This is a genomic window from Bacillus sp. PK3-037 (genome assembly GCF_054161355.1).
On sequence record NZ_CP096408.1, the window covers coordinates 3,662,261 to 3,685,896 of the forward strand.

The window sequence follows — 23,636 nt, forward strand, 5'->3', positions numbered from 1 at the left end:
ATTAGCGGAAGGTGGTGTCTGAGTAATGCAACGGAACAGATGGTGGATCATACTTCTGCTTTTTCTTGTTTTCCTGCCGAAAACAAGCTTTGCTCACGCCTATATTGTCAAATCTTCGCCCGGAGAAAACAGTGAATTAAAAAGCGCTCCCGCACAGGTGGAAATTGAATTTAATGAACCGGTTGAAGAGGGCTTTCACTACATTAAAGTCTATAATTCAGACGGAGACCGGGTGGATACGGACAAAACAGAAATCAAAAAAGACAACAATCACATCATGACCGTGAAGCTGAAAAAGAATCTGCCTCATGACGTGTACAGAGCGGAATGGAATGCCGTTTCGGCAGACGGGCACCCTGTTTCCGGCGTCATCCCGTTCAGCATCGGAAAAGCGGATGGAGGATTCAGCAGCCAGAAAACATCAGGCTCAGCCCTGAATCCGGGAACAGCTGCAGACCGCGCCATTCTGTATACAGCCTTTTCTCTGTTTATCGGGACCGTTTTCTTCCATCTCTTTTGGTATAAAGGGGACGGAAGAAAACTCGCCAAACGGACGAAGCGTTTGCTCGTCATCTCAGTGACTGTGCTGGGGCTGGCGCTCCTGCTTCAGCTTCCGATACAGACTAAAGCGAATGCAGGCGGCGGCTGGAGCAACGCCTTTCAGCCGGGGTACATGAAGGAGACGCTGTTTGAAACCGCGGGAGGCACAATTTGGATGATTCAGGCCTTGCTGTATGCACTGCTTGTCCTGTCTGCCGTCCCAGTGTTACGCAAAAAGCGTTTTGCGTCCTTCGCATATTGGACGGCGCCGCTCATTTTCTTTTTCGGTCTCCTGCTTGCCAAAGCGTTTACCGGACATGCCGCTGTTGTTGAAGAAAAGACAGTCGGTATCCTGATGGATTTCCTTCATTTATCGGCCGCCTCCATTTGGATCGGCGGAATAGCGGCCATCGTTTTACTGCTGTCACAGGAGTGGAGACAGCCGGACAAAACGCTTGCTTGGGAGACCGTAAAACGGTTCTCTCCATGGGCGCTCACAGCAGTCGGTGTCATTTTGTTCTCGGGCTTGCTCAATGGATTTTTCATCATTCGGTCAATGGACTCACTGTTCCATACGGCGTATGGCCAAGCCTTGTTAGTCAAAAGCGGACTGTTTGTTTTGATGCTGATTCTGGGCGTTATTCATTTTCTGCTTACCAGAAAACGGCAGGGATCCAAAATCACCCGCACGCTAAAAGCGGAATGGACAATCGGCATCGCTGTCCTGATCACAGCTGCCGTATTTACAAGTCTGCCAAGTCCGCCTGAGCCTGCACCGGAACCGTTTTATCAAACCAAAGCGATTGAAAACGGGCAAAGTGTTTCTCTCAGCATCAGCCCGAACCAGCCCGGCAAAAACGAGTTTGAACTCAGGGTTACCGATCATAGCGGAAACCCAGTAAAAAACATTCAGCAAATCACCTTGACCGTTTATAAAACGGGACTGTCAGGCAATAAAAACAAAAGCACGTTTCAATTGAAGGAAAAAACGGATGGCATCTTCCAGACTGAAAACCTGTCCATTAATGAAAAGGGAAACTGGAAGATCAAAGTCCACGGACTGACCGGCGACTTTAACGAAATCAATATCATGTTTACAAAGACAAATTAAAGGAGTGTTTGAGTTGTTGAAAAAAATCGCATTCACACTATGTCCAGCTGTTATCGGCTCTCTTTTATTCTTTACGGCGCCTGCCAGCGCGCACGTGTCTGTAAAACCGGCTGAATCCGCCACAGGCTCATGGGAGACCTACACAATGAAAGTTCCTTCCGAAAAAAATCAGCCGACAACAAAGGTTGTTTTAAAAATGCCAAAGAATGTTGAGTTCCAGCAATACGAACCGGTTCCTGGCTGGAAGGTGTCTACTGCCAAACACGACGACAAATCAGTATCCGTGACGTGGGAGGCCACTGACGGAGGCATTCAGGAAGGCCAGTTCCAGCAGTTTACCTTTGTTGCCAAAAACCCTGATAAAGCGGAGGAAGCCGCTTGGGATGCCTATCAATATTACAAAGACGGCAGCATAGTTGAATGGACAGGCGATGAAGATGCGGATACGCCTCATGCCATTACAAAAATCACCGCAGCCAAAGAAGTAACAGATGAGCATGGCGCCACTCAAACGAAAGATGATTCTGCTTCTGCAGACTCAGGTTCATCGGCTCTTGATATCACAGCAATTGTGCTGTCTGCGGCAGCCATTATTTTATCTGTTGCAGCTCTTGTAAAGAAAAAGCGCGCCTAAAGAAAAAGCGATCCAGATGAGTTCTGGATCGCTTTTTTTGATTTATCCGCGTCCTGCCTGGAAGGAAGGGTATTGTGTCATACCGCCGTCCGCGAATAACGTAATGCCTGTGACGTAGCTGGCTTCCTTCGAAGCAAGCCAGGCTGCCACTGCCGCAATTTCCTCCGGTTCACCGATATATCCCATCGGAATCATGCTTTCTACATCTGCTCTCTGCTTAGGATCAGCAAATTTTTCAGCATTGATTGGCGTGTTGATCGCGCCTGGCCCGATATTGTTGACACGAATGCCTTTCGGCGCATATTCCAGTGCCAATGTTTCCGTCATCAGCTTGATTCCGCCTTTACTTGCCGCATAGTGAACAAATAATGGCCACGGAATTACTTCATGTACGCTCGACATATTAATGACATTTCCTTTTATATCGTTTTCAACAAAATATTTAATCGCTTCACGGCTTCCTAAAAAGGCGCCCGTTAAGTTTGTGCTGATGACTTTTTCCCAATCCTTGAGCGGCATTTCATGAGACGGCACGGGATTTTCAAGACCGGCATTATTAATCATAATATCGAGTGTGCCGAACTCTTTAATCGCTGTTTGGACGATGTTTTTTACATCTTCCTCTTTCGTTACGTCTCCTTGGACGACAATGGCTTCACCGCCCGCCTTGATGACCTCTTCTTTTACCTCGTTTGGATCCTGTTTATTACTGTAATAGTTGATGACCACTTTCGCCTGCTCCTTGCCGAAGCGAACGGCCATTGCCTTTCCTAATCCTGAAGCAGCTCCTGTGATAGCGACGACTTTTCCTTTTAAATCCGGATACATATTCATCCTCCTTAACTGTTATGAATTCGTTTTGGCGATTCCTAAAAATACGGCAGCCGCAATAATCAGTGCAATCCCGATCGCAATCGCAATCAGCTGGCGTTTTGATTTCTTTTCACGCAGGATGAAAATACCGCCAAGCGTCGAGATGACAATTCCCATTTGAGAGAGAGAAAAGCTTGTGGCAACGCCGACTTTCGGCTGAGAAATAAACAAAAACATATTTCCCCCTGCCCAAATTAAGCCCGGGAGAATATTTCGGATGGCATACTTGTTGAAGGGCTTGTGCTTATAGGTTAAAATGACCCCTCCAATGACCATCCCGATCGCCTGCGGCAACAGGGCGGACCATCCAGATACATTAAATAATCTTGCGACAACGACATAAATCAAATAACCCAATGTCGAGACCAGAAGGATTAAAATGCCCTTTTTTAAGTTGCTCGGCTCTCCATCTTTTTTGTCTTTCTTATCTTCTAATGACGTGAGAACGATACCGACAATAATAAAGATAAGAGCGAGGACTCCAAGTGTAATCGAAATCGGTGTTGACCACTCTCGGAAAACAATGACGCCGAACAGTGAGGTGGAAACAAGCTGCATCCCTGTGGAAATCGGCATCGTTTTGGACACACCCATTAACTGAATGCTTTTGAGCTGGTTGCTCTGCCCAAGTGACCAAAATAAGCCGGATATAATTCCAACGATAAAAATGCGCATGGACAAGACGGGTTGGACAAACAAATAAATAACGATAGAAACAATTAACGCCCCGATCGTCGTTCCCAGTGTTTGGCTGTACGGCCCGCCGCCTAATTTCACATTGAAGAGAACAATGCTCCCCCAAAACAAAGCTGGGAGAAGAGCCAAAAATAAATCCATTGTTGGGGAACCTTCTTTCAAAATGTATTTGCTGTTATTTTGGCTGGAATTGATGTGTTTATTCGCTGAAACAAAAAAAGAGCTGCCGGATCTTCCGGCAGCTCTTCAGGAGCATATCGTTTCGTTTATAAACCGATGGACATATATTTTGTTTCAAGGTATGGTTCGATACCTTCTGAACCGCCTTCACGTCCGATTCCGCTTTCTTTCATTCCGCCGAAAGGAGCTTGAACCGCGGACGGTCCTCCGTCATTCCAGCCGATAATTCCGTACTCAAGGTTCTCGGAAATATAAATGCCGCGGCGGTAATTTTCTGTGAAGAAATAAGCAGCCAAGCCGTACGGTGTATCGTTGGCGAGCTCAATTGCTTCATCAATATCTGTAAAAGTGACGATTGGCGCAACAGGGCCGAATGTTTCCTCGTGCATGATATTCATGGACGTATTGACGTCAGCGAGCACTGTCGGATTGACAAAGTAGCAGCCTTTATCATCGTTTCGTTCATAAGTGCCCCCAGCGACAACCTTCGCTCCTTTTTCAACCGCATCATCAATTTGGCTGACGATTTTTTCAAAGCCCCTTTTGTTGATAATCGGACCGACGTTTACGCCTTCCTCAAGTCCGTTTCCTACCTTCAGCTTCGATACTTGCTCGCTCAGTTTCGCAGCAAATTCATCTTTGATGGATTCATGGACGATGAGCCGGTTGGCGCATACGCATGTTTGGCCCGCGTTTCGGTATTTAGACACCATTGCCTGTTCAACAGCAAGATCAATGTTTGCATCTTCATCCACAATCAGCGGGGCATGTCCGCCGAGCTCCATGGATACGTGTTTCACAGTATCAGCGCTGTTTTTCATCAGGATTTTCCCTACAGGTGTTGATCCTGTAAAGGTGATTTTGCGGATTTTCGGACTGCTTGTAAAAACATTTCCGATCTCCTCGCCATCACCGATGACAACCTGAAGCACGTCTTTTGGAATACCCGCTTCGTATGCGAGGCGTGCAAGTTCATAGGCTGACAGCGGTGTATCAGGCGCCGGCTTGATAATAAACGTACAGCCGGCAGCAAGAGCAGGCGCCGCTTTACGTGTAATCATCGCATTTGGGAAATTCCAAGGCGTAATCGCGGCAACTGGGCCGACTGCCTGGCGCGTCACGACAATTCGTTTTCCGGTTGTCGGAGCCGGAACGGTTCTTCCGTACACACGCTTCGCTTCCTCTGCGAACCATTCGATATACCCGGCGCCGTACAGCACCTCCCCTACAGCTTCCTGGTACGGTTTTCCGTTTTCCTTCGTAATTAAATCCGCAAGTTCTTCTTTATGTTCAACGATTAGCTCATACCACTTTTTCAAAAGAGACGCTCTTTCGTTCGCTGATGTTTTAGACCATGATGTAAACGCTTGATGTGAACGTTCAATGGCTTCTTCTACTTCTTTGGCTGATTGCTGAGGAATCGTTTTGATCGCCTCGCCTGTAGCCGGGTTGTAGACCGTTAATTGATCTGGCATATTGAACATTCCTTTCTATTCTTGGATTTACTTAAAATGATAGCAGACCCGTGTGCGGTCTTTCCAATGATTAAGCTCGCAGACCTGCTTCCACAATGTGGAGCCCTTCATTCAGAAGGTCATCTGAAATAACCAGCGGCGTCAGGAAGCGGATGATATTGCCGTTGATTCCGGCTGTCAGCAGCAGCAATCCGTTTTGATTCGCGTACGCTGCGATGGCTGCCGCTTTCGCTTTATCAGGTTCACGTGTTTCAGGGTCTTTGACGATCTCGATTGCTGCCATCGCCCCAAGTCTGCGAATGTCACCGATAAACGGGTATTCTGTTTGCCATTCAAGCGCTTTTTCTTCAATGATCCTGCCGATTTCCTCAGAACGTTCATTGAGGCCTTCTTCTTCAATAATGTCCAAAACAGCCAATGCCGCCGCGCACCCAAGCGGACTTCCCGCATACGTGCCGCCGAGCTCTCCGGGCGCCGCCGCATCAAGCATATCCGCGCGTCCGATCACACCGCTTAACGGCAGCCCAGCCGCAAGAGATTTCGAAACCGTGATCAGGTCTGGCACGACATCAAAGTGCTCGATCGCGAAATAAGTGCCCGTTCTGGCAAATCCGGTTTGTATTTCATCGGCCATAAAGACGATGCCGTGTTCTTTACAGAAGGAAGCGACGTGCTGCACAAACCGTTTAGAAGGAACAATGAATCCGCCTTCTCCCTGCACCGGCTCCATCACAATACACGCTACCGTTTCAGGAGCAACTGCTGCGATAAAGAAGTCATTGAACGCTTGAATGACCATATCGTCATATGCATCATCACTCAGTCCGGCAGGCTTCTGATAATAATACGGAAACGGCGCCTGGTATACCTCTGATGCAAATGGCCCGAAACCGAATTTGTACGGCTTTACCTTGCTTGTCATGCTCATCGTCATATTCGTGCGTCCGTGGAACCCGCGTGTAAACGAGACAACGCCTTGGCGCTTGGTATACTTTCTGGCGATTTTCACAGCGTTTTCGACCGCTTCCGCTCCGGAATTGAGGAAAATCGCTTTTTTCTCATGAGTGCCCGGGGCAATGCCGCAAAGCTTTTCAGCTAATTCAATATAAGACGGATACATCATGACGTTAAAGCCCGGATGGATCAGCTCCTCCGCCTGCCGCTTCACAGCTTCTACCACCTTCGGATGCGAGTGTCCGACGTTTAAAGTTCCAATAGCGCCAGCAAAATCAATAAATCTCCGGCCGTCCAAATCATACAGCTCTGCTCCCTCTCCTTTTACCGCCAGGCTGCGGTTTCCGTTGCTCACACCTTTTGAGACAAATCGGTCCCGTTTTTGCTGCCACTCCGCTGTAGTGAAAGTTGATGCCGTTGTTTGACTCATGTGAATTCCCCCGCTGTCATTATTTTCTTATCATTCTGACTTCTTTTTGGTATGATGAAAAGTACCAATTATAACTTTTTGACGGTACCAAAAGGAGACACCGCAATGGACATCTCAATCACTCTCGATCGCTCAGAAAAAGCGGATTATATCTATCAGCAGATTTATCAAAAGCTGAAAAACGAAATCCTCAGCCGTAATCTGCTGCCCCACTCGAAGGTCCCCTCCAAACGAGAGCTGGCTGAAAAGCTGAAGGTCAGCGTAAACTCTGTGAATTCAGCCTATCAACAGCTGCTCGCCGAAGGGTATTTGTACGCTGAAGAAAGAAAGGGATTTTTCGTGGAACAGCTGGACACATTCTCCTCTGAGGAACAGCCCTCATTTTCACTGCCGGATGACCTGAAAGAGGTTCATATCGATCAAAGCGATTGGATATCTTTTTCACATATGAGTGCCGATACAGATCATTTTCCAATGAAAAGCTGGTTTCGCTGTGAGCAAAAAGCGGCTGCCCGCTCACACCGCACGCTCGGCGACATGTCTCATCCGCAAGGCATATATGAGGTAAGAGCCGCCATTACAAGGCTCATCTCTCTGACGCGGGGCGTGAAATGCCGGCCGGAACAAATCGTCATCGGGGCGGGCACCCAGGTGCTGATGCAGCTGCTGACTGAGCTTTTGCCCCAGGATGCGGTGTATGCGATGGAGGAGCCTGGTTACAGGCGAATGTACCAGCTTTTGCAACATGCCGGAAAACAGGTGAAGACGATTATGCTTGATGAAAAAGGGATCTCCATTTCTGAAATCACCAGACAGAAGCCTGATGTATTAATCACTACTCCTTCGCATCAATTCCCGGCCGGAACAATTATGCCTGTATCCCGGAGAATTCAGCTGCTGAACTGGGCAGCGGAGCAGCCGAGCAGCTATATTATTGAGGATGATTATGACAGCGAATTTAAATATGATGTAGACAGTATTCCGGCGCTCCAAAGCCTCGACCGCTTTCAAAACGTCATCTATATGGGCACATTTTCAAAGTCACTTCTCCCCGGATTGCGGATCAGCTACATGGTGCTGCCGCCGAAGCTGTTACGGGTATACAAAAAGCGGGGCTATGACCTGCAGACCTGCTCGTCGCTCACCCAGCTCGCCCTGCAGGAATTTATCGAGTCCGGAGAATATCAGAAGCATATAAAAAAAATGAAGCAGCATTATAAAGAAAAGAGAGAACGCCTCATCCGCGCATTAGAATCAGAGTTTGGAGGGGAGATTACAGTAAAAGGGGCAAATGCGGGACTGCATTTCGTTACTGAATTTTACACCTGCCGCACAGAACAAGAGATCCTCGCGCATGCCGCCGCCCAACAGCTTGAAATCTTCGGGATGAGCCGGTTTCGCTTAAAAGAAAGCCGTCCGCAGCCTGACAAACCCGCGCTTATTATCGGCTTTGCACGGCTGAGGGAAGAGGACATTCAGGAAGGTGTGCAAAGACTTCGCCGCGCTGTTTATGGACATAAAAAAATCCCCGGTTCAGGGGATTGATTTACCAGCGCTCCTGGTCCACGTTCAGCACTGCTTCAAGCAGGCCCGGAAATGCCCTTTCAAGATCTTCTGTGCGAAGCGAATAATAACGGCGCTTTCCTTCTATGCGTACTTGAGCGATGCCCGATTCTCTTAATACTTTAAAATGGTGGGACAAGGTCGACTTTGCAACCTGTACATCAGCACAGGTGCTGCACGTTTTCTCTTTTGCTTCGGCCAATTGCTTCACCAGCTCTAAACGAAGCGGATCACTCAGTGCGTGAAGAACCTTTGTCAGCTGCAATGTTTCTGTTTCTGGATGGTTTGGAATGTTCATGACACAAATGTATCACACAACAATTAGAATGACAATTTTACTATTTGAGGGTTTTTCCTTTACCTGATTTTGATTACATGGTACATTTAGTTCGATCAAATTCGAACAATAAATTTTAAAGAAAAATGGAGGAGATTTACATGATCGTATTACAAGCTTACATCAAAGTAAAACCAGAAAAACGCGAGGAATTTTTGAGCGAGGCTCAATCACTTGTTCAGCATTCAAGAGCTGAGGAAGGCAACGCGCAATACGACCTATTTGAAAAAGTAGGCGAAGAAAATACATTTGTCATGCTTGAAAAATGGAAAGATGAAGCGGCAATGAAATTCCATAACGAAACTGCGCATTTCCAAGGATTTGTCGCAAAAGGAAAAGAATTGCTGAGCGCTCCTCTTGATGTTGTGCGCACAGAGCTCAGCGAGTAAGGAAAGGATGTCTCACATGAACGAAGTAATCAAATCATTAACGGATCACCGCTCCATCCGCAGCTATACGGACGAGCCGGTGTCAGAAGAGCAGCTGGACCACATTATACAAGCGGTGCAATCAGCCCCTTCTTCTATCAACGGCCAGCAAGTAACCGTCATCGCGATTCAGGATAAAGAGCGCAAAAAGAAAATCTCCGAGCTGGCGGGCGGACAGCCGTGGATTGACCAAGCTCCGGTTTTCTTGCTTTTCTGCGCAGACTTCAACCGTGCAAAAATTGCGCTTGAAGATCTGCATGACTTCAACATGGAAATCACAAATGGGCTAGAATCCGTTCTTGTCGGCGCAGTAGATGCCGGCATCGCACTTGGCACAGCGACGGCAGCGGCTGAATCACTCGGACTTGGCACTGTTCCGATCGGCGCGGTTCGCGGAAATCCAAATGAACTGATCGAGCTGCTTCAGCTTCCGAAATACGTGTTTCCTGTATCGGGTCTGGTCATCGGCCATCCTGCTGATCGTTCAGCGAAAAAACCTCGTCTTCCAAAGGCAGCGGTTTATCACAAAGAAACGTATCTGCAGCAGGACGAGCTGACATCACACATTCAGTCATATGATGAACAAATGTCCGAATACATGAAAAACCGGACCAACGGAAAAGAAACACGAAACTGGTCGCAAGGCATCGCCTCATACTATGAGCGCCTGTACTATCCGCATATTCGTGAAATGCTCGAAACACAAGGATTTAAAGTTGAAAAATAAGCCACACCCGGCCTGTCGGAATTCCGGCAGGCCCCTTTTATTGTCCGGATAAAATCCATTGACTTTCATTTTGTTTATTTGGTAAAATTTTATCGAGGTTACTCATTGGTTTCCTGTGAACCAATGGGTTTTCTATTGTTCAAGAAAGAAGGAAGCCATGAGATGCTTGATAAAAAAACAGAAATCTTGTTAGCCGCACGGAAGCTTTTTTCTGAAAAGGATTTTACATCGGTTTCCATGCAGGCAATCGCAGAAGAATGTAAGATATCAAAAGCTTCGATATATAAGCTGTTTCAATCGAAGGAAGATTTGCTTTTGGAGCTGCTGACGTTTAACCAGAAGCAAATGGTGGCCGCGGCATCAAGACTGCAGGAAAATACCGCGCTGACACCGGAGGAGCGTTTGATTCAAAAGGTCAAAATGGAGCTGGAAGGATTCAGGCGGAATCAGCAGTTTTTTAATATGCTGACCTACGGAAACCCCAAGCTGCACAATGACCGTGTAAAACAGCATATCCATCAGACCAGATCGACGATTATCTGTTGGCACCGCGATTCGCTGATCCAGGCGTATGGAGAAACCATTCTCCCGTTTGTATGGGATTTGGTGATCATTCTTCACGGCATGATGCGTGAGTTTTTAATGCTGATCAAAATAGAAGAAAAACCGCTTGAGTTTGACCCGATCGCATCGTTTATCATCAGCACCCTCAATCAGATTGTCAAAAACAGAGAAACACGGCACTCCCTGCTTCCGCCTGAGACCATCGAGCTTTATATCCAATCGGCGTCCTCCTACCAGCCAAAGGATAAATCTCTCCTGTTATCAGAAAGCCTGAAAGAATTACATAAAGGCATCTCTTCCCTGCCCGCCGCGGATTATGATATCGATGAGCTGACATCCGCTGCAGCCATGCTGGAAGAGGAAGCAAAAAAGGAAGAGCCCCGCGCCTTTTTACTGAAATCACTGATTGGCTATCTGGAACAAACCGGTGTTTTAACACAGCAAATTTCTATGTTAAAAACACTGTTAATTACTTAAAGAAAAGAAGGGATCTTATTGGACACAAGTATTGAAAAAAAACCGTATAACCGTTCTGTCATTGTCGGCATTTTGTTAGCCGGGGCGTTTGTCGCCATTTTGAACCAGACACTGTTAATTACCGCTCTCCCCCATATCATGAGGGATTTTCATATAGATGCAAACCAAGCCCAATGGCTGACGACTTCATTTATGTTAACGAACGGTATTTTAATTCCGATTACTGCGTTTTTAATTGAAAAATTCACGAGCCGTACGCTTCTCATTACGGCGATGAGTATTTTCACTGCCGGAACAATCGTCGGCACGTTTGCCCCGAACTTTCCGGTTCTGCTGGCGGCCCGTATCATTCAGGCGGCCGGAGCCGGCATTATGATGCCGCTCATGCAAACAGTATTTTTAACGATCTTTCCGATTGAAAAGCGCGGCCAGGCTATGGGTATGGTCGGATTGGTCATCTCCTTCGCGCCTGCGATCGGACCGACTCTTTCAGGATGGGCAGTAGAAGCTTTCTCATGGAGATCATTGTTTTATATCATTCTTCCGTTTGCCGTGATTGATTTGCTTCTCGCTATCATTCTTATGAAAAACGTGACGACATTAAGAAAAACACAGATTGATATTTTATCAGTTATCCTGTCGACACTTGGATTTGGCGGACTGCTCTATGGCTTCTCAAGCGTCGGCTCTTACGGATGGACCAGCTCAACGGTTCTGATTTCACTGCTAGTGGGCGTGATCGCGCTGCTCTTATTTATTACAAGACAGATGAAGCTTGAAAAACCGATGCTGGAATTCCGCGTATTTACGTTTGGTATCTTCAGCTTAACAACCCTGCTGGGAACCCTTGTCTTTGCATTATTAATTGGTACAGAAACCATTCTGCCGCTGTATACACAAAACGTCAGAGACGTCACAGCCTTTGATACAGGGCTTATGCTTCTTCCGGGAGCCATTGTGATGGGCTTCATGTCACCGATTATCGGAAGAATTTTTGACCGTGTCGGCGGAAGAGGCCTGGCGATTGCAGGTTTCTGTATCATCTTCCTGACATCACTTCCGTTTATGCAGCTGACTGACCATACGTCATTGGCTTGGATTGTCGTTTTATATACCGTTCGTCTCTTAGGGACAGCGATGATTATGATGCCTGTGACAACAGCCGGAATCAATGCGCTGCCGCGCCACCTGATTCCACACGGAACAGCGATGAACAATACGGTTCGCCAAGTCGGCGGCTCCATCGGAACTGCTCTCCTGGTATCCGTGATGAGCAACCAGGCGGCACATGCAGGAACCACAAATGTAAAACACGCCGCTCTGCACGGCATGAATGCCGCTTTTATCGTGGCAGCCTGCATCGCGCTTGCCGGTTTACTTCTATCCTTTACATTAAAGAAACCTCAGCGCCCTGCCGAACAGCAGCCGGCACGCTGATCCTGTAAAAAAAGAGCCCCGCTTTGAGAGCGGAGGCTCTTTTTGGTGTTACTTCTCTAAACCGTCTTTCACTTCTTTAATCATTTGCGTCATTGACTCAAGTCCGCCTCCTGATAAGTACCAAGTAGCTGAATCAAGGTAAACGACATGATTATTTTTCACGGCGTTTACGTTTTTCACATAGTCGTTTTCAACGACTTGTTTTGTAGATGATGTTTCTCCGATTGCTGTACCGCGGTCAATAACAAACAGGTAATCAGGGTTTGTTTTTGAAATGTACTCATATGAAACGCTTTGTCCGTGAGTAGACGCTTTGATATTTTTATCAGCCGGTGTCACGCCGAATACGTCATGGATCAGGCCGTATCTTGATTTAGAACCAAAGGCGCTGATTTTTCCGTCATTTGCAAGGATGACAAGACCGTTTTTGTTTTGCTTTTCAGCTGTTTTCTTAAGATCCGCAATTGAGTTATCAATTGTTGCGAGCTCGTCTTTTACTTCATCTTCTTTATCAAAGATTTTACCGATTGTTTCTGCATCTGATTGAAATGATTCCATGTAGTTCGCTGTATCTACGCCAAGGTAAATGGTCGGCGCGATTTCAGAGAATTCTTTGTAAGACTCGGATTGTCTTCCTGAGATAATGATCAGGTCAGGCTCTAATTCCGCCACTTTTTCAAAGTCTGGCTCTTTTAAGCTTCCGACATCAGCATATTTGTCATCTTTAAATTTGGACAGATATTTAGGAAGGGCTTGTTTCGGCAGGCCCGCTACTTTATCATCAAGACCTAATTTATCTAATGTATCTAAGCTTCCTAAATCAAATACAACGACTTTTTTAGGGTTCTTTGTCACTTTTGTGCCGTTTTTGTCCAGCTGGTGTTTCACCGTCATTTGTTCTTTCTTCGTGTCAGAACCTTTGCTGCTTGAGCTTTGGTTTCCGCAAGCGGAAATGACAACAGCCGTCACCAATGCGATGAATAGAATTGCAAACTTTTTCATGCTCTTCACCTCTTCTGTATATTAAGAAAAATAAACACCTATTCTTTGGTTATCAATCGTCTGAATCGGGATGGTCATATCGTAGATTTCTTCGAGCACAGAGGTTTCAATCATCTCCTCCGGCGGCCCCTCTTTTACGATTCGGCCGTTTTTCAAAGCAACGATATGATCGGAGTAGACGGAAGCAAAGTTGATATCGTGAATGACGATTACGATTGTTTTTCCAAGCTCCTCTACCAGCCTCTTCAGAAGCTTCATAATTTCAACTGAATGTTTCATATCCAGATTGTTCAGCGGCTCATCCAGAAAAATGTAATCCGTGTCCTGGGCAATGACCATTGCGATAAAAGCTCTTTGGCACTGTCCCCCGCTCAGCTGATCCAAGTACTTATCCTGAATCTCCTCCAGCTTCATATAACTGAGCGCCTGGTTGATATGAACCCAGTCTTCCTCTGTCAGCCGGCCCTGTGAATAAGGGAATCTGCCAAAACTGACAAGGTCTTTGATGGTCAGTCTGATATTGATTTGGTTCGCCTGCTTTAAAATACTCATTTTTTTGGCAAGCTCTTTGCTGTCGCAGGTTCCGATCTCTTCTCCGTCTATGAAAATCTCACCGGAATCCTTTTTGGTCAGTCGGCTCATAATAGACAGCAGCGTACTTTTGCCGGCGCCGTTAGGACCGATAAACGAGGTAATTTTGCCTTTTTGAATCGTGACTGACGTCTCTTCAAGGACAACTTTCCCTCCATATTGTTTGCTTACATTTTTGACCTCTACCATGATTTATTCTCCTTTAACAGCAAGTAGATAAAATAAATCCCGCCGGCAAAATTAATAATAACGCTCAGCGTCGTTGAGAAGGTAAATACTTTCTCAACCACAAACTGTCCCCCGACTAACGCAATAATGCTGATGAAAACAGAACCTGCGATTAAGTATGAATGCTTATATGTTTTCAGAAATTCTCTCGCCAGATTGACGACAAGAAGCCCCAAGAACATAATCGGGCCGACAAGCGCTGTAGAAACAGAAACAAGGATCGCGATCACGATCAGCATCTGTTTGACAACTTTGTCGTAGTTAATGCCCAAATTGACGGCGTGTTCACGGCCGAGTGACAGCACGTCAAAAAATTTCGTGAAACGCCAGACATAGATACCGGTCAGCAGGAAGATGATGACGGCGAGCCATAACAAATCAGTGTTGATGTTGTTAAAGCTGGCAAACATTTTGTCCTGCACAACCTGAAACTCATTCGGATCAATCAGCATCTGCATAAACGAAGACAGGCTGCTGAACAGCGTGCCGAACACGATTCCGATGAGCAGAAGGAAGAAGATATTTTTCCCCTCACCTTTGAACATGATCTGATAGAGAACAAAAGAAAACAGCACCATCAGCAAAACAGAGATGATGAAGTTGATGTTTTTATTCATGATTACGATATTCATAGAACCGAACAAAAAGATGATGACGGTCTGAATCAGCATATAGAGAGAATCGAGGCCTAAAATGCTGGGCGTCAGGATGCGGTTATTCGAGATGGTTTGGAAGATCATCGTCGAAAACGCAATCGCTCCCCCAGTCAGCATAATGGCAGCGACTTTTTTGATTCTTCTCGGCAGTGTGTAATCCCAATTGCCTAAGTCATAAAACAGAAACAAACCGATACATACAACGGCTATACCAACGAGCAACGCCATTTTCATCTGGTTACGCATACGCTTTTCTCCTTAACAGCATAAACAGGAAAATGCCGCTGCCGATGATTCCGACCATCAGACCAATCGAGATTTCATATGGGAAGATAATGACTCTGCCCAATATATCGCAAAACAGAACAAAAACCGCTCCCAGCAGCGCAGTGTGCGGCAGGCTGTTTTTCAGGTTGTCTCCTCTGTAAATCGATACAATGTTCGGGATGATTAAACCGAGAAACGGAAGCATACCGACAGTCAAAATGACAAGTGACGTAATCAGGGATACGATAATGAGCCCGATGTTCACAACCCGTTTATACTTGAGGCCGAGGTTGACAGAAAAGCTTTCCCCCATACCCGCCACTGTAAATTTATCCGCATAAACATAGGCAATGATGACAAGCGGAATACTCAGATAAAGAAGCTCGTATCTCCCTTTCACAACTAAGGAGAAATCCCCCTGAAGCCATGATGACACGTTCTGGATCAGGTCATATTTATACGCGATAAACGTCGCGATTGAGCTGACGATATTCCCGAGCATTAAACCGACTAGCGGAATAAAGATGGTGTCGTTAAACTTGATTCTTTCAAGAATTTTCATAAACAGAAAATTGCCGGCTAAAGCAAAGACAAAAGCAATCAGCATTTTCATTAAAGGACTTGCCGATGTAAACAAAAGCAAGGATATTAAGATTCCCAGCCTCGCCCAGTCCATCGTGCCGGCCGTTGTCGGTGACACGAATTTGTTTCTGGTGATCTGCTGCATAATCAGTCCGCAGATGCTCATGCTCATGCCCGCGATCAGAATGCTGATCAGCCGCGGCAAACGGCTGGCAAAGAGCGTTGACGCCTCTTCTTTGCTTAAATCAAAGAGATCAAGCGGCGACAGATCTTCTACGCCGATAAATACAGAAGTGACTGCTAATATGATAAGCAGAAAAAATAAGTAACGTAGCTTCATGCTGCCTCCTTACATCCTCACAAAAAAGAACGTATCTCCTACTCCGCAAGGACTCAAAACAATATGGCCATATAGTAATTGATTATCATTATCATTTACATATTACCATTTTTCTAGTGTTAGTCAATATTCTTTAAAAATATTCACTTCGTTATCTATTCAATTTTACTAATCATTCAAACCCTTTTCCATCACAAATCGTTAGTCTGTTTACCATATTTATCTTCACTATGCTACAGGTTCGTCATCAGACCTGACATAATTCCTCTCTATAAATACAAATGTTCATTCCACAAAGAAATTTCTCCTTGATTTACAGAACTGAAAGAGGGATAATAAATACTAAATTTGTGTGAAAATTTTAACATTAGGAGATGTAAACATGAAGGTCGTTAAATTCGGAGGCAGCTCACTCGCTTCAGGCGCACAGCTTGAAAAGGTATTTCAAATCGTAACCTCAGATCCCGCGCGCAAAGCTGTAGTGGTTTCGGCTCCGGGCAAACGCTATTCCGAGGATACGAAAGTGACTGATCTCTTAATCGCATGTGCTGAACAGTATTTATCATCCGGCAGCGCCCCTGAGCTGGCGGAAGCGGTCATTGAACGGTATGCTCTGATCGCAAATGAGCTTCAGCTTGAGCCGTGTATTATAGAAAAGATCCGTGATGATTTGTTTACGCTTTTAGAAGGAGATAAAAGCAATCCCGTACAATATCTGGACGCAGTCAAAGCAAGCGGTGAGGATAACAACGCCAAGCTGATTGCCGCTTATTTCCGCCACAAAGGCGTGAAAGCGGAATATGTGAACCCGAAGGATGCCGGCCTTTTTGTGACAAACGAACCCGGCAACGCGCAAGTTCTTCCTGAATCGTATCAAAATCTCTTTCAGCTGAGAGAGCGTGAAGGCCTTATCATATTCCCCGGCTTTTTCGGTTTCAGCAAGGATGGCGATGTGATGACATTCTCACGGAGCGGTTCTGATATTACAGGCTCGATTCTTGCTAACGGACTTCAAGCCGATTTGTACGAAAACTTTACGGACGTGGATGCTGTGTACTCTGTCAATCCGTCTTTTGTTGAGAATCCAAAGGAAATCAGCGAGCTGACATACAGAGAGATGCGGGAGCTGTCCTACGCGGGTTTTTCGGTATTTCATGATGAAGCGCTCATTCCGGCATTCAGAGCGGGGATTCCTGTTCAAATCAAAAATACGAACAACCCGGCAGCACAAGGGACCCGCGTCGTCAGCAAACGCGATAACACAAACGGTCCTGTCGTCGGCATTGCCAGCGATACCGGCTTTTGCAGCATTTATATCAGCAAGTATTTAATGAACAGAGAAATCGGATTTGGCCGCAGAGCCCTTCAAATCCTCGAGGAACACGGTTTGACGTATGAGCATGTTCCATCGGGAATTGATGACATGACGATCATCTTAAGACAGGGCCAAATGGATGCTTCGGCCGAACGAAGCGTAATGAAGCAGATTAAAGAGAACCTTCATGCCGATGAAGTCATTGTCGAGCACAATCTGGCGCTGATTATGGTTGTAGGAGAAGCAATGCGCCATAATGTCGGCACAACGGCAAGAGCAGCCAAAGCCTTATCAGAGGCGAAAGTGAATATCGAAATGATTAACCAAGGATCTTCTGAAGTGAGCATGATGTTCGGCGTAAAGGAAGCCGAAGAAAGAAAAGCCGTCCAAGCATTATACCGGGAGTTTTTCGCGGGTGTGCTGGTCTCTTAATCTATAAAATAAAAGCGGGCGGCAGGGCCCGCTTTTTATATTGCCCGCCTTGATAGCCGAATTGTTCATTTTTTGCCTTGTCCACTATTATCCCTATCAATCCGGCCGTGTCCGCATATTTTGCAGTATCCATCTTAGGGAGGTGAAGCCTTATGTCAGGATACGCTAACGGCGGCGGTTACGGCATCGGTTCTTTCGCTTTGATCGTTGTATTGTTTATTCTATTAATTATCGTAGGTGCTGCATTTACAAGAGGCTTCTAAGTAGTATGCAGTACAGCGCCGTAAGACAATATCATTGTCATGCGGCGTTTTTTAGTTGTTTTCTTTATTTTTCAATCTATATTCTGAAAGCCCTGTCCGCCGCGTTTATGCAGCATATCATAAAGTAATCTCACAAGGAGGTGGCACAGATGTCTGGGTACGGAAACTCTTTTGCTTTGATTGTTGTGTTATTTATCCTCTTAATTATCGTGGGAACTGCGTTTTTTAACGGAGGCTACTAAGAAAAAGGAATCTCCATGAATCAGGCGGCGCCGTAAGATCCATATCCTGCGTTGCTGTTTCTTTAAAAGAAAACCCCTTCTCTTATTGAGAAGGGGCCTGGTTCTTACGTCATTCCTCTTTCTGTGACATGAAAGTCGGATGCTTCAGCATGTTCAGAGACGCCAACCGCTGTAAAAACAGCTGCTGCAGCCAAACAAATAACAAATAACTTAGATTTCAATTTCATACAAACCTTCACTCCTTTGTATTTGTTTTCTTGCCTCTTCAACTCTAAGAAAGTAGGAAGCAGACAGTTCAAACCATTTTTGTTCATAGTAATATTTTGCTACTTCTAGGCCTAAATCCTCTATATCAGCATACATATTTTTATTTTTTAAATATCGGAAACATCGCTCGATTCCTTCTGTATTGGGCTGTGCCTGATATAGGGATTGTAAAAACTCAAATTTTACCGCGTAGTCTGCATCGTCTGTTTCTTTAGCATATTCATAGCCCCTCTTGTGATATTCCGAGGCCTTCTCCTGTTTTCCGCGTTTATAATAAATAAGTGTTATTAAAAAGTATGCTTGAGGCAGAGAATTGGTGATTCTGCTGTTTTCAAAAGTGGAAACCGCTTTCTCAAAATGTTCAATGGCAGGGTCGAGAAGGTCTTGATTGTAATAACACAGCCCTAAATTATAAAGTGCTCTTCCGACCAATTGGGCTTTTTGTTCCGCTTCCGCCATCTCCAGCGCCAATCTGAAATGCCGTGCGGCTTGCTCAAAATTTCTCTCATCCATGAGGTTAACCCCGAACACAAAATGGCATTGGATAATCCGAACATTATAGGTTTCCTGCTCTACATAAATTTCGTATGCATTTTTGATATGAATCAATGAAAAGTACGTTTGCTTCATATAATAATAAGCTTCCGCGATTTTAAAATAAAATTCAGCCCGTTCAATATGATCGGAAACAAAAGAAAGTTTTTTCTCCGCCTGTTTGTAATATGTAATAGCTGAAATAAATTCCCGCTTATCAAACTCATACATTCCGCGGAAAAAATTCACATAGTAATCGAGAAGCCCTTTCAGATCAGCTTGGTTGCTGTCTATATTTCGTGATAATTCAGACAGGCTTGGCTGGTCTTCGATATTTAATTTCTCCAGCGGCTCAAGATAATCAAGCATAAGCTGGTGGCGAAATTCCATTAGTGAGTAATATAACAGCAAGTTGGAATCATGCTGCATGTGTTTCAGTTCCTGCTGGATTTCAGCTTTGAGCACCTCGGCATCCGGCACGCTGAAGGTCCGGATATATTTGTACCACTCGTTAATTTTTTGACCGACTGCTGAAGAAGGAATTACCCCGCTCTTCATTCCTTCACCCTCTCCCATCAAAAACTGTTTATGTCATATTTTATCATGTTTACAGACTGTCCTAACCCGAAAAACACGCAATCTTTATTTCGGGAGCACGCAATAAAAAAAGGAATACCGAAGCGATGTTAGAAAGAAGAAGGCGGCAGCATCTGACGATATGCCGCCTTACATGATTGATTGCTATTTTGTAGGTAAAGGAAGGCGGATAATGAATGTTGTGCCTTTCCCTTTTTCACTCTTAATATCTATTGTGCCTTGATGCATTTCAACAAGCTGCTTGACGATGGAGAGGCCGAGGCCGTATTCTCCGTACGCCGTGTTCGTTCTTGAAATATCAGCTTTGTAGAACCGCTCCCAAATATGCTCGATATCCTCTTTTGAAATGCCGATTCCCGTATCTTCAATTTCGATAATGGTCTCTTTATATCCTTCTGTTCCCCGCAGCCAAATGTCACCGTGCTGCGTAAATTGGATGCTGTTTTTCGTAATGTTCACGAGGATTTGAATTAACCGGTCATAGTCGGCATGAACGATCACGCTGTCCTCCACCTGAATCATCAGCCTATTTTGCTTTTCTTCCGCCTGCTGTTCAAGGTGCTCTTTCATGATTTCGAATACTTCAATCAGCGGAACGTCAAGCTTGTTCAGGGTGATTTGCTGTGATCTGATTTTTTCGTAATCGAGATTTTCTTTTACGAGCCGCAGCATTCGCTTCGTTTCCTCACTGATGAGCGAGAAGCATTTTTCTTTATTCTCCTCTGGAATCGTATCGCTGTTCAGCCCTTCAACCAAACCGTTAATGGTTGTCAGCGGCGTTCTTAATTCATGGGATACATCTGCAATAAACTGCCTTCTCCGCTTCTCAAGCCGATCGATTTCATCTCTCGACTGCTTTAATTTTTTCGCCATGATATTAAAGTCAGACGCCAGCACCCCGATTTCATCCCGATAGCCGTTTTCCAAGTGGATGTCATAGTCGCCGGAAGCTACTTTATCCGTTGCTTCTCTCAGCTTTTGAATGCGTTTCACATGGAATTTGGAAAGCAGCCAGCTGACGAGAATGGTAATGACAAGCGTGCTGATTATCGCGTAAAACATATAGAGATTGACCTGATTAATCATTTGCTCTACGCCGCTGATTGGAGAAATCAGCAGTACCGCGCCTTTAAATTCATTGTTTACAAAAATCGGCTGTGCAACAAGGGAAACCTCATCGTTAAAACGGCCATCCGCTCTGTTCATGACCACCTGCCCTTTTTTCAGCTTCTCCCACTCCGCTTTCTTCAGCTTTTCCCTTGGGCGAAAGTCTTCAGGGTAAAAATAAGGCTGCTGTGCTTCATTAAAGATGATAAACTGTGTCTTTCTTGTGCTTAAAATATCCTGATATGGATACAGCCGGCGCATATCAACCTGGCCGGCTTGAAATTCGCTAGCAATCTGCACCGCATATGACGTCAGTTCCTCTACTTTATTTTGGTAGGCAAACTCTTTCACAAAGTGAGAAAAAAGAGAAATAATGATAACAAATGCTAAAATTAATATGCTGACATGGCTCAGCAGCAGCTGATATAAATATTTAATCCTCATCAAATTTATACCCTACTCCCCATACAGTGTATAGGAAAGGCTTGTCCTCACTTGCAAGCTTTTTCCGCAGCCGTTTAATATGAACATCGACAGTCCGTTCGTCTCCGTAGAACTGATAGCCCCATACCTGCTCAAGCAGCTGCTCTCTGGAAAACACCTGCCGCGGGTTCTGCACAAGGTAATAAAGCAGGTCAAATTCCTTAGGCGTGAGGTTTTCAACAGGCTCCCCATTTAAAAATACTTCTCTCGTCTTTTTATTAATTTTAAAGCATTCCGATTCAATCGTATCTTCTTCCGCTGCCGCCTTGCCCGTCGCCTGATATCTTCTGTTCACGGCTTTGATGCGGGCAACCAATGTCAGCGGGCTGAATGGCTTCGTCACATAATCATCCGCACCCATCTCAAAGCCGATCACCTGGTCTGATTCGGTGTCTCTGGCAGTCAGCATGATAATCGGAACCGTGCTTGTCTCTCTTATTTTTCTGCAGATGGTTACGCCGTCCATAGACGGAAGCATAATATCCAGAATCACCAAATCCCAATTCTCTTCCGCAAAACGCTGATACCCCTCTAAACCGTCATGAACAAATTCAGCTTCAAAGCCTTCCTTAAAAAAGAACATCTCTGTCATCGTACAAACACTAACGTTATCTTCTATCATTAAAATTTTCATTGGATCCTCCGATTATTTGATGCTTTTTTATATAATAGCACCATTTTATACAGAAGATTTAGGGTTTCACAATTGTTAGTTTTTATTTCATCTACTAGAAATAGATTGTTCATATTTTTTTCATACCTTTGGACTACTATAAATTTGTCAACAAGTAGGCCAGCCTCACAGGCGGTGTTATCCATAAAAATACCTATACGGAGGAACATAAATGAATTTTATCAAACGGGCTTTTTGGAACATGAAGGCCAAAAAAGGAAAAACGTTTTTGCAGTTATTTGTGTTTACAGTCATTTGTATATTTGTTCTGTCTGGCCTCACGATCCAGTCAGCAGCTCAAAAATCCAGCGACCTTGCCAGACAGGAGCTGGGCGGAAGCGTTACGCTTCAAGTTGACCGCCAAAAACAAATGGAGAAGCAGCAGGACAGCGGTGAAAAACGCAGCTTCGAATCTACACCGATAAAAGTGTCTGATGCCAATAAGCTGACAGCGCTTGATCATGTGAAGAGCTACAACTTCATTACGTCAGCTTCAGCCAACGCCGGAAACTTCGATGCGATTGAAAGCTCAAGCTCTACTGATTCGAGCACAGACTCAAGCTCAAGCGATACAAAAGGCGCTCCAATGCAAGGCGGAAAACAAATGGTTCAAGCCGATCTTTCGATTGAAGGCGTCATCAGCACGTCGCTGTTAGAGGAATTCTCTGACGGAGATTCAAAAATCACAGATGGGCGCGCGATTACAAAATCTGATGTCGGCCAAAACGTCACAGTGATCAATGAAACATTAGCAGAAGAAAATGATGTAAGCGTTGGGGATTCCATCACAATAGAATCAGTAACTGACGAAGATACAACAGTCAAACTGAAGGTTGTCGGTATTTATAAAACAACGTCTTCAGGCGATGATCAAGCCCGGAATTTCTCATTCTTAAATCCTTACAATAAGCTTTACACACCTTACACAGCAACAGCGGCGCTGAAAGGTGACGACTATAAAAATACGATTGACTCAGCCGTATATGATATGGATGATGCGAAAAATATCGATGCCTTCGTAAAAGCAGCGAAGAAAACATCGATTGATTTTGATACATTCACACTGAATACAAACGATCAGCTTTACCAGCAAATGGTCGGCCCGATCGAAAATGTAGCTTCTTTCTCTAAAAATGTCGTGTATCTAGTGTCTGTGGCAGGCGCTGTCATTCTTGGCCTCATTGTCATGATGTCTATCAGAGAGCGCAAATATGAGATGGGTGTGTTAATGGCGATCGGTGAAAAACGGTGGAAGCTGATTGGCCAGTTCTTAACTGAGATTCTGATCGTGGCTGTTGTGGCCATCGGCATTGCATCAGTGACTGGAAATCTGGTCGCCAACCAGCTCGGCAATCAACTGTTATCCCAGCAGATCAGTTCATCAACTGATTCAACACAAACCGCAAGCGGCCAAATGCCCGGCGGCGGTGGCGGCATGGGCCACGGAATGTTCGGCCAAAGCTCTTCAAACGCGGACGTCATTGATTCACTGAATGTGGCAGTTTCGATGAACGATATGCTTGTTCTCGGCGGAATCGGAATGTTAATCGCTGTCATTGCAACGCTGCTGCCGTCTATTTCAGTACTGCGGCTCCACCCGAAAACGATATTGACAAAACAGGAATAGAAAG

General features: G+C 45.3%; 24 protein-coding genes. 11 read left to right on the top strand and 13 right to left on the bottom strand.

The window, feature by feature from the left end; all coding sequences use genetic code 11:
• The first annotated feature begins 25 nt into the window (after positions 1–25).
• Positions 26–1,651 carry a copper resistance CopC/CopD family protein gene (locus M1D69_RS18930; RefSeq protein WP_458105199.1) on the top strand — a complete coding sequence of 542 codons (1,626 nt, stop codon included), beginning with the start codon at positions 26–28 and terminating at the stop codon, positions 1,649–1,651.
• A 13-nt stretch (positions 1,652–1,664) separates the two neighbouring features.
• A complete protein-coding gene (locus M1D69_RS18935; protein ID WP_044161857.1) occupies positions 1,665–2,285 on the top strand; it encodes a YcnI family copper-binding membrane protein in 621 nt (206 codons plus the stop codon).
• A gap of 42 nt (positions 2,286–2,327) precedes the next feature.
• Here the strand turns inward: M1D69_RS18935 and gdh are convergent, their stop codons facing one another.
• The 4 genes from gdh to gabT all read right to left on the bottom strand — a co-directional run bounded on the left by gdh (position 2,328) and on the right by gabT (position 6,893).
• Positions 2,328–3,113, bottom strand: a complete 786-nt coding sequence (gdh, locus tag M1D69_RS18940; protein ID WP_458106115.1) for a glucose 1-dehydrogenase — start codon at positions 3,111–3,113, stop codon at positions 2,328–2,330.
• Positions 3,114–3,131: 18 nt separating this feature from the next.
• The gene (gene glcU, locus M1D69_RS18945; protein ID WP_024120228.1) at positions 3,132–3,995 is read right to left on the bottom strand and encodes a glucose uptake protein GlcU; all 864 of its coding nucleotides are present in this window, start codon (positions 3,993–3,995) and stop codon (positions 3,132–3,134) included.
• A gap of 125 nt (positions 3,996–4,120) precedes the next feature.
• Entirely contained in the window at positions 4,121–5,509 is a 1,389-nt protein-coding gene (gene gabD, locus M1D69_RS18950; protein WP_458105198.1) for a succinate-semialdehyde dehydrogenase, read from the bottom strand.
• Between the two features lie 70 nt (positions 5,510–5,579).
• Positions 5,580–6,893, bottom strand: coding sequence for a 4-aminobutyrate--2-oxoglutarate transaminase (gabT, locus tag M1D69_RS18955; RefSeq protein ID WP_458105197.1), 1,314 nt, complete (start codon positions 6,891–6,893; stop codon positions 5,580–5,582).
• 105 nt (positions 6,894–6,998) lie between these two features.
• On the opposite strand from gabT, the gene gabR reads away from it, so the two are divergent.
• A complete protein-coding gene (gabR, locus tag M1D69_RS18960; RefSeq protein WP_458105196.1) occupies positions 6,999–8,438 on the top strand; it encodes a MocR-like transcriptional regulator GabR in 1,440 nt (479 codons plus the stop codon).
• A 1-nt stretch (position 8,439) separates the two neighbouring features.
• On the opposite strand, the gene M1D69_RS18965 is transcribed toward gabR, so the two are convergent.
• Positions 8,440–8,754 carry an ArsR/SmtB family transcription factor gene (locus M1D69_RS18965; RefSeq protein WP_024120224.1) on the bottom strand — a complete coding sequence of 105 codons (315 nt, stop codon included), beginning with the start codon at positions 8,752–8,754 and terminating at the stop codon, positions 8,440–8,442.
• 140 nt (positions 8,755–8,894) lie between these two features.
• Here M1D69_RS18965 and M1D69_RS18970 point away from each other — a divergent pair, with 140 nt between their 5' ends.
• The 4 genes from M1D69_RS18970 (at position 8,895) to M1D69_RS18985 (ending at position 12,426) form a co-directional block, all read left to right on the top strand.
• Positions 8,895–9,182 (top strand): putative quinol monooxygenase, encoded by a 288-nt coding sequence (locus M1D69_RS18970; RefSeq protein ID WP_003234477.1) that lies wholly within the window; start codon positions 8,895–8,897, stop codon positions 9,180–9,182.
• A 16-nt stretch (positions 9,183–9,198) separates the two neighbouring features.
• A complete protein-coding gene (locus M1D69_RS18975) occupies positions 9,199–9,948 on the top strand; it encodes an NADPH-dependent oxidoreductase (RefSeq protein WP_202853236.1) in 750 nt (249 codons plus the stop codon).
• 162 nt (positions 9,949–10,110) lie between these two features.
• Positions 10,111–10,989, top strand: a complete 879-nt coding sequence (locus M1D69_RS18980) for a TetR/AcrR family transcriptional regulator (RefSeq protein WP_458105195.1) — start codon at positions 10,111–10,113, stop codon at positions 10,987–10,989.
• 18 nt (positions 10,990–11,007) lie between these two features.
• The gene (locus tag M1D69_RS18985; RefSeq protein WP_458105194.1) at positions 11,008–12,426 is read left to right on the top strand and encodes an MDR family MFS transporter; all 1,419 of its coding nucleotides are present in this window, start codon (positions 11,008–11,010) and stop codon (positions 12,424–12,426) included.
• A 48-nt stretch (positions 12,427–12,474) separates the two neighbouring features.
• On the opposite strand, the gene M1D69_RS18990 is transcribed toward M1D69_RS18985, so the two are convergent.
• The 4 genes from M1D69_RS18990 to yclN are packed head-to-tail and all read right to left on the bottom strand — an operon-like array spanning position 12,475 to position 16,092.
• Positions 12,475–13,428, bottom strand: coding sequence for a siderophore ABC transporter substrate-binding protein (locus M1D69_RS18990; RefSeq protein ID WP_458105193.1), 954 nt, complete (start codon positions 13,426–13,428; stop codon positions 12,475–12,477).
• Between the two features lie 21 nt (positions 13,429–13,449).
• Positions 13,450–14,208: a petrobactin ABC transporter ATP-binding protein YclP gene (gene yclP, locus M1D69_RS18995; protein ID WP_024120218.1), complete on the bottom strand. Its 759-nt coding sequence runs from the start codon at positions 14,206–14,208 to the stop codon at positions 13,450–13,452.
• Positions 14,202–15,149: a petrobactin ABC transporter permease YclO gene (gene yclO / locus M1D69_RS19000; protein ID WP_458105192.1), complete on the bottom strand. Its 948-nt coding sequence runs from the start codon at positions 15,147–15,149 to the stop codon at positions 14,202–14,204. The genes yclP and yclO overlap by 7 nt, the downstream gene beginning before the upstream one ends.
• Positions 15,142–16,092: a petrobactin ABC transporter permease YclN gene (yclN, locus tag M1D69_RS19005; protein ID WP_458105191.1), complete on the bottom strand. Its 951-nt coding sequence runs from the start codon at positions 16,090–16,092 to the stop codon at positions 15,142–15,144. Before yclN ends, yclO begins: the two co-directional genes overlap by 8 nt.
• A 382-nt stretch (positions 16,093–16,474) precedes the next feature.
• On the opposite strand from yclN, the gene M1D69_RS19010 reads away from it, so the two are divergent.
• The 3 genes from M1D69_RS19010 to M1D69_RS19020 all read left to right on the top strand — a co-directional run bounded on the left by M1D69_RS19010 (position 16,475) and on the right by M1D69_RS19020 (position 18,344).
• Positions 16,475–17,839 (top strand): aspartate kinase, encoded by a 1,365-nt coding sequence (locus M1D69_RS19010; protein ID WP_458105190.1) that lies wholly within the window; start codon positions 16,475–16,477, stop codon positions 17,837–17,839.
• A 152-nt stretch (positions 17,840–17,991) separates the two neighbouring features.
• Positions 17,992–18,102, top strand: a complete 111-nt coding sequence (locus M1D69_RS19015) for a YjcZ family sporulation protein (protein WP_308400107.1) — start codon at positions 17,992–17,994, stop codon at positions 18,100–18,102.
• A 149-nt stretch (positions 18,103–18,251) separates the two neighbouring features.
• Positions 18,252–18,344 carry a YjcZ family sporulation protein gene (locus M1D69_RS19020; protein WP_024120214.1) on the top strand — a complete coding sequence of 31 codons (93 nt, stop codon included), beginning with the start codon at positions 18,252–18,254 and terminating at the stop codon, positions 18,342–18,344.
• Positions 18,345–18,448: 104 nt separating this feature from the next.
• Here M1D69_RS19020 and M1D69_RS19025 read toward each other — a convergent pair whose 3' ends face one another.
• The 4 genes from M1D69_RS19025 to yclJ all read right to left on the bottom strand — a co-directional run bounded on the left by M1D69_RS19025 (position 18,449) and on the right by yclJ (position 21,966).
• Complete coding sequence (locus M1D69_RS19025; RefSeq protein ID WP_024120213.1) at positions 18,449–18,571, bottom strand: PhrC/PhrF family phosphatase-inhibitory pheromone; 123 nt, start codon at positions 18,569–18,571, stop codon at positions 18,449–18,451.
• Positions 18,555–19,703, bottom strand: coding sequence for a response regulator aspartate phosphatase RapC (gene rapC, locus M1D69_RS19030; RefSeq protein WP_458105189.1), 1,149 nt, complete (start codon positions 19,701–19,703; stop codon positions 18,555–18,557). The genes M1D69_RS19025 and rapC overlap by 17 nt, the downstream gene beginning before the upstream one ends.
• A gap of 183 nt (positions 19,704–19,886) precedes the next feature.
• Positions 19,887–21,296: an ATP-binding protein gene (locus M1D69_RS19035; RefSeq protein ID WP_458105188.1), complete on the bottom strand. Its 1,410-nt coding sequence runs from the start codon at positions 21,294–21,296 to the stop codon at positions 19,887–19,889.
• Positions 21,283–21,966, bottom strand: coding sequence for a two-component system response regulator YclJ (gene yclJ / locus M1D69_RS19040; RefSeq protein WP_227534190.1), 684 nt, complete (start codon positions 21,964–21,966; stop codon positions 21,283–21,285). The genes M1D69_RS19035 and yclJ overlap by 14 nt, the downstream gene beginning before the upstream one ends.
• 211 nt (positions 21,967–22,177) lie before the next feature.
• On the opposite strand from yclJ, the gene M1D69_RS19045 reads away from it, so the two are divergent.
• On the top strand, positions 22,178–23,632 hold the full coding sequence (locus tag M1D69_RS19045; RefSeq protein ID WP_458105187.1) for an ABC transporter permease: 1,455 nt from the start codon (positions 22,178–22,180) through the stop codon (positions 23,630–23,632).
• The last annotated feature ends 4 nt before the right edge of the window (positions 23,633–23,636 follow it).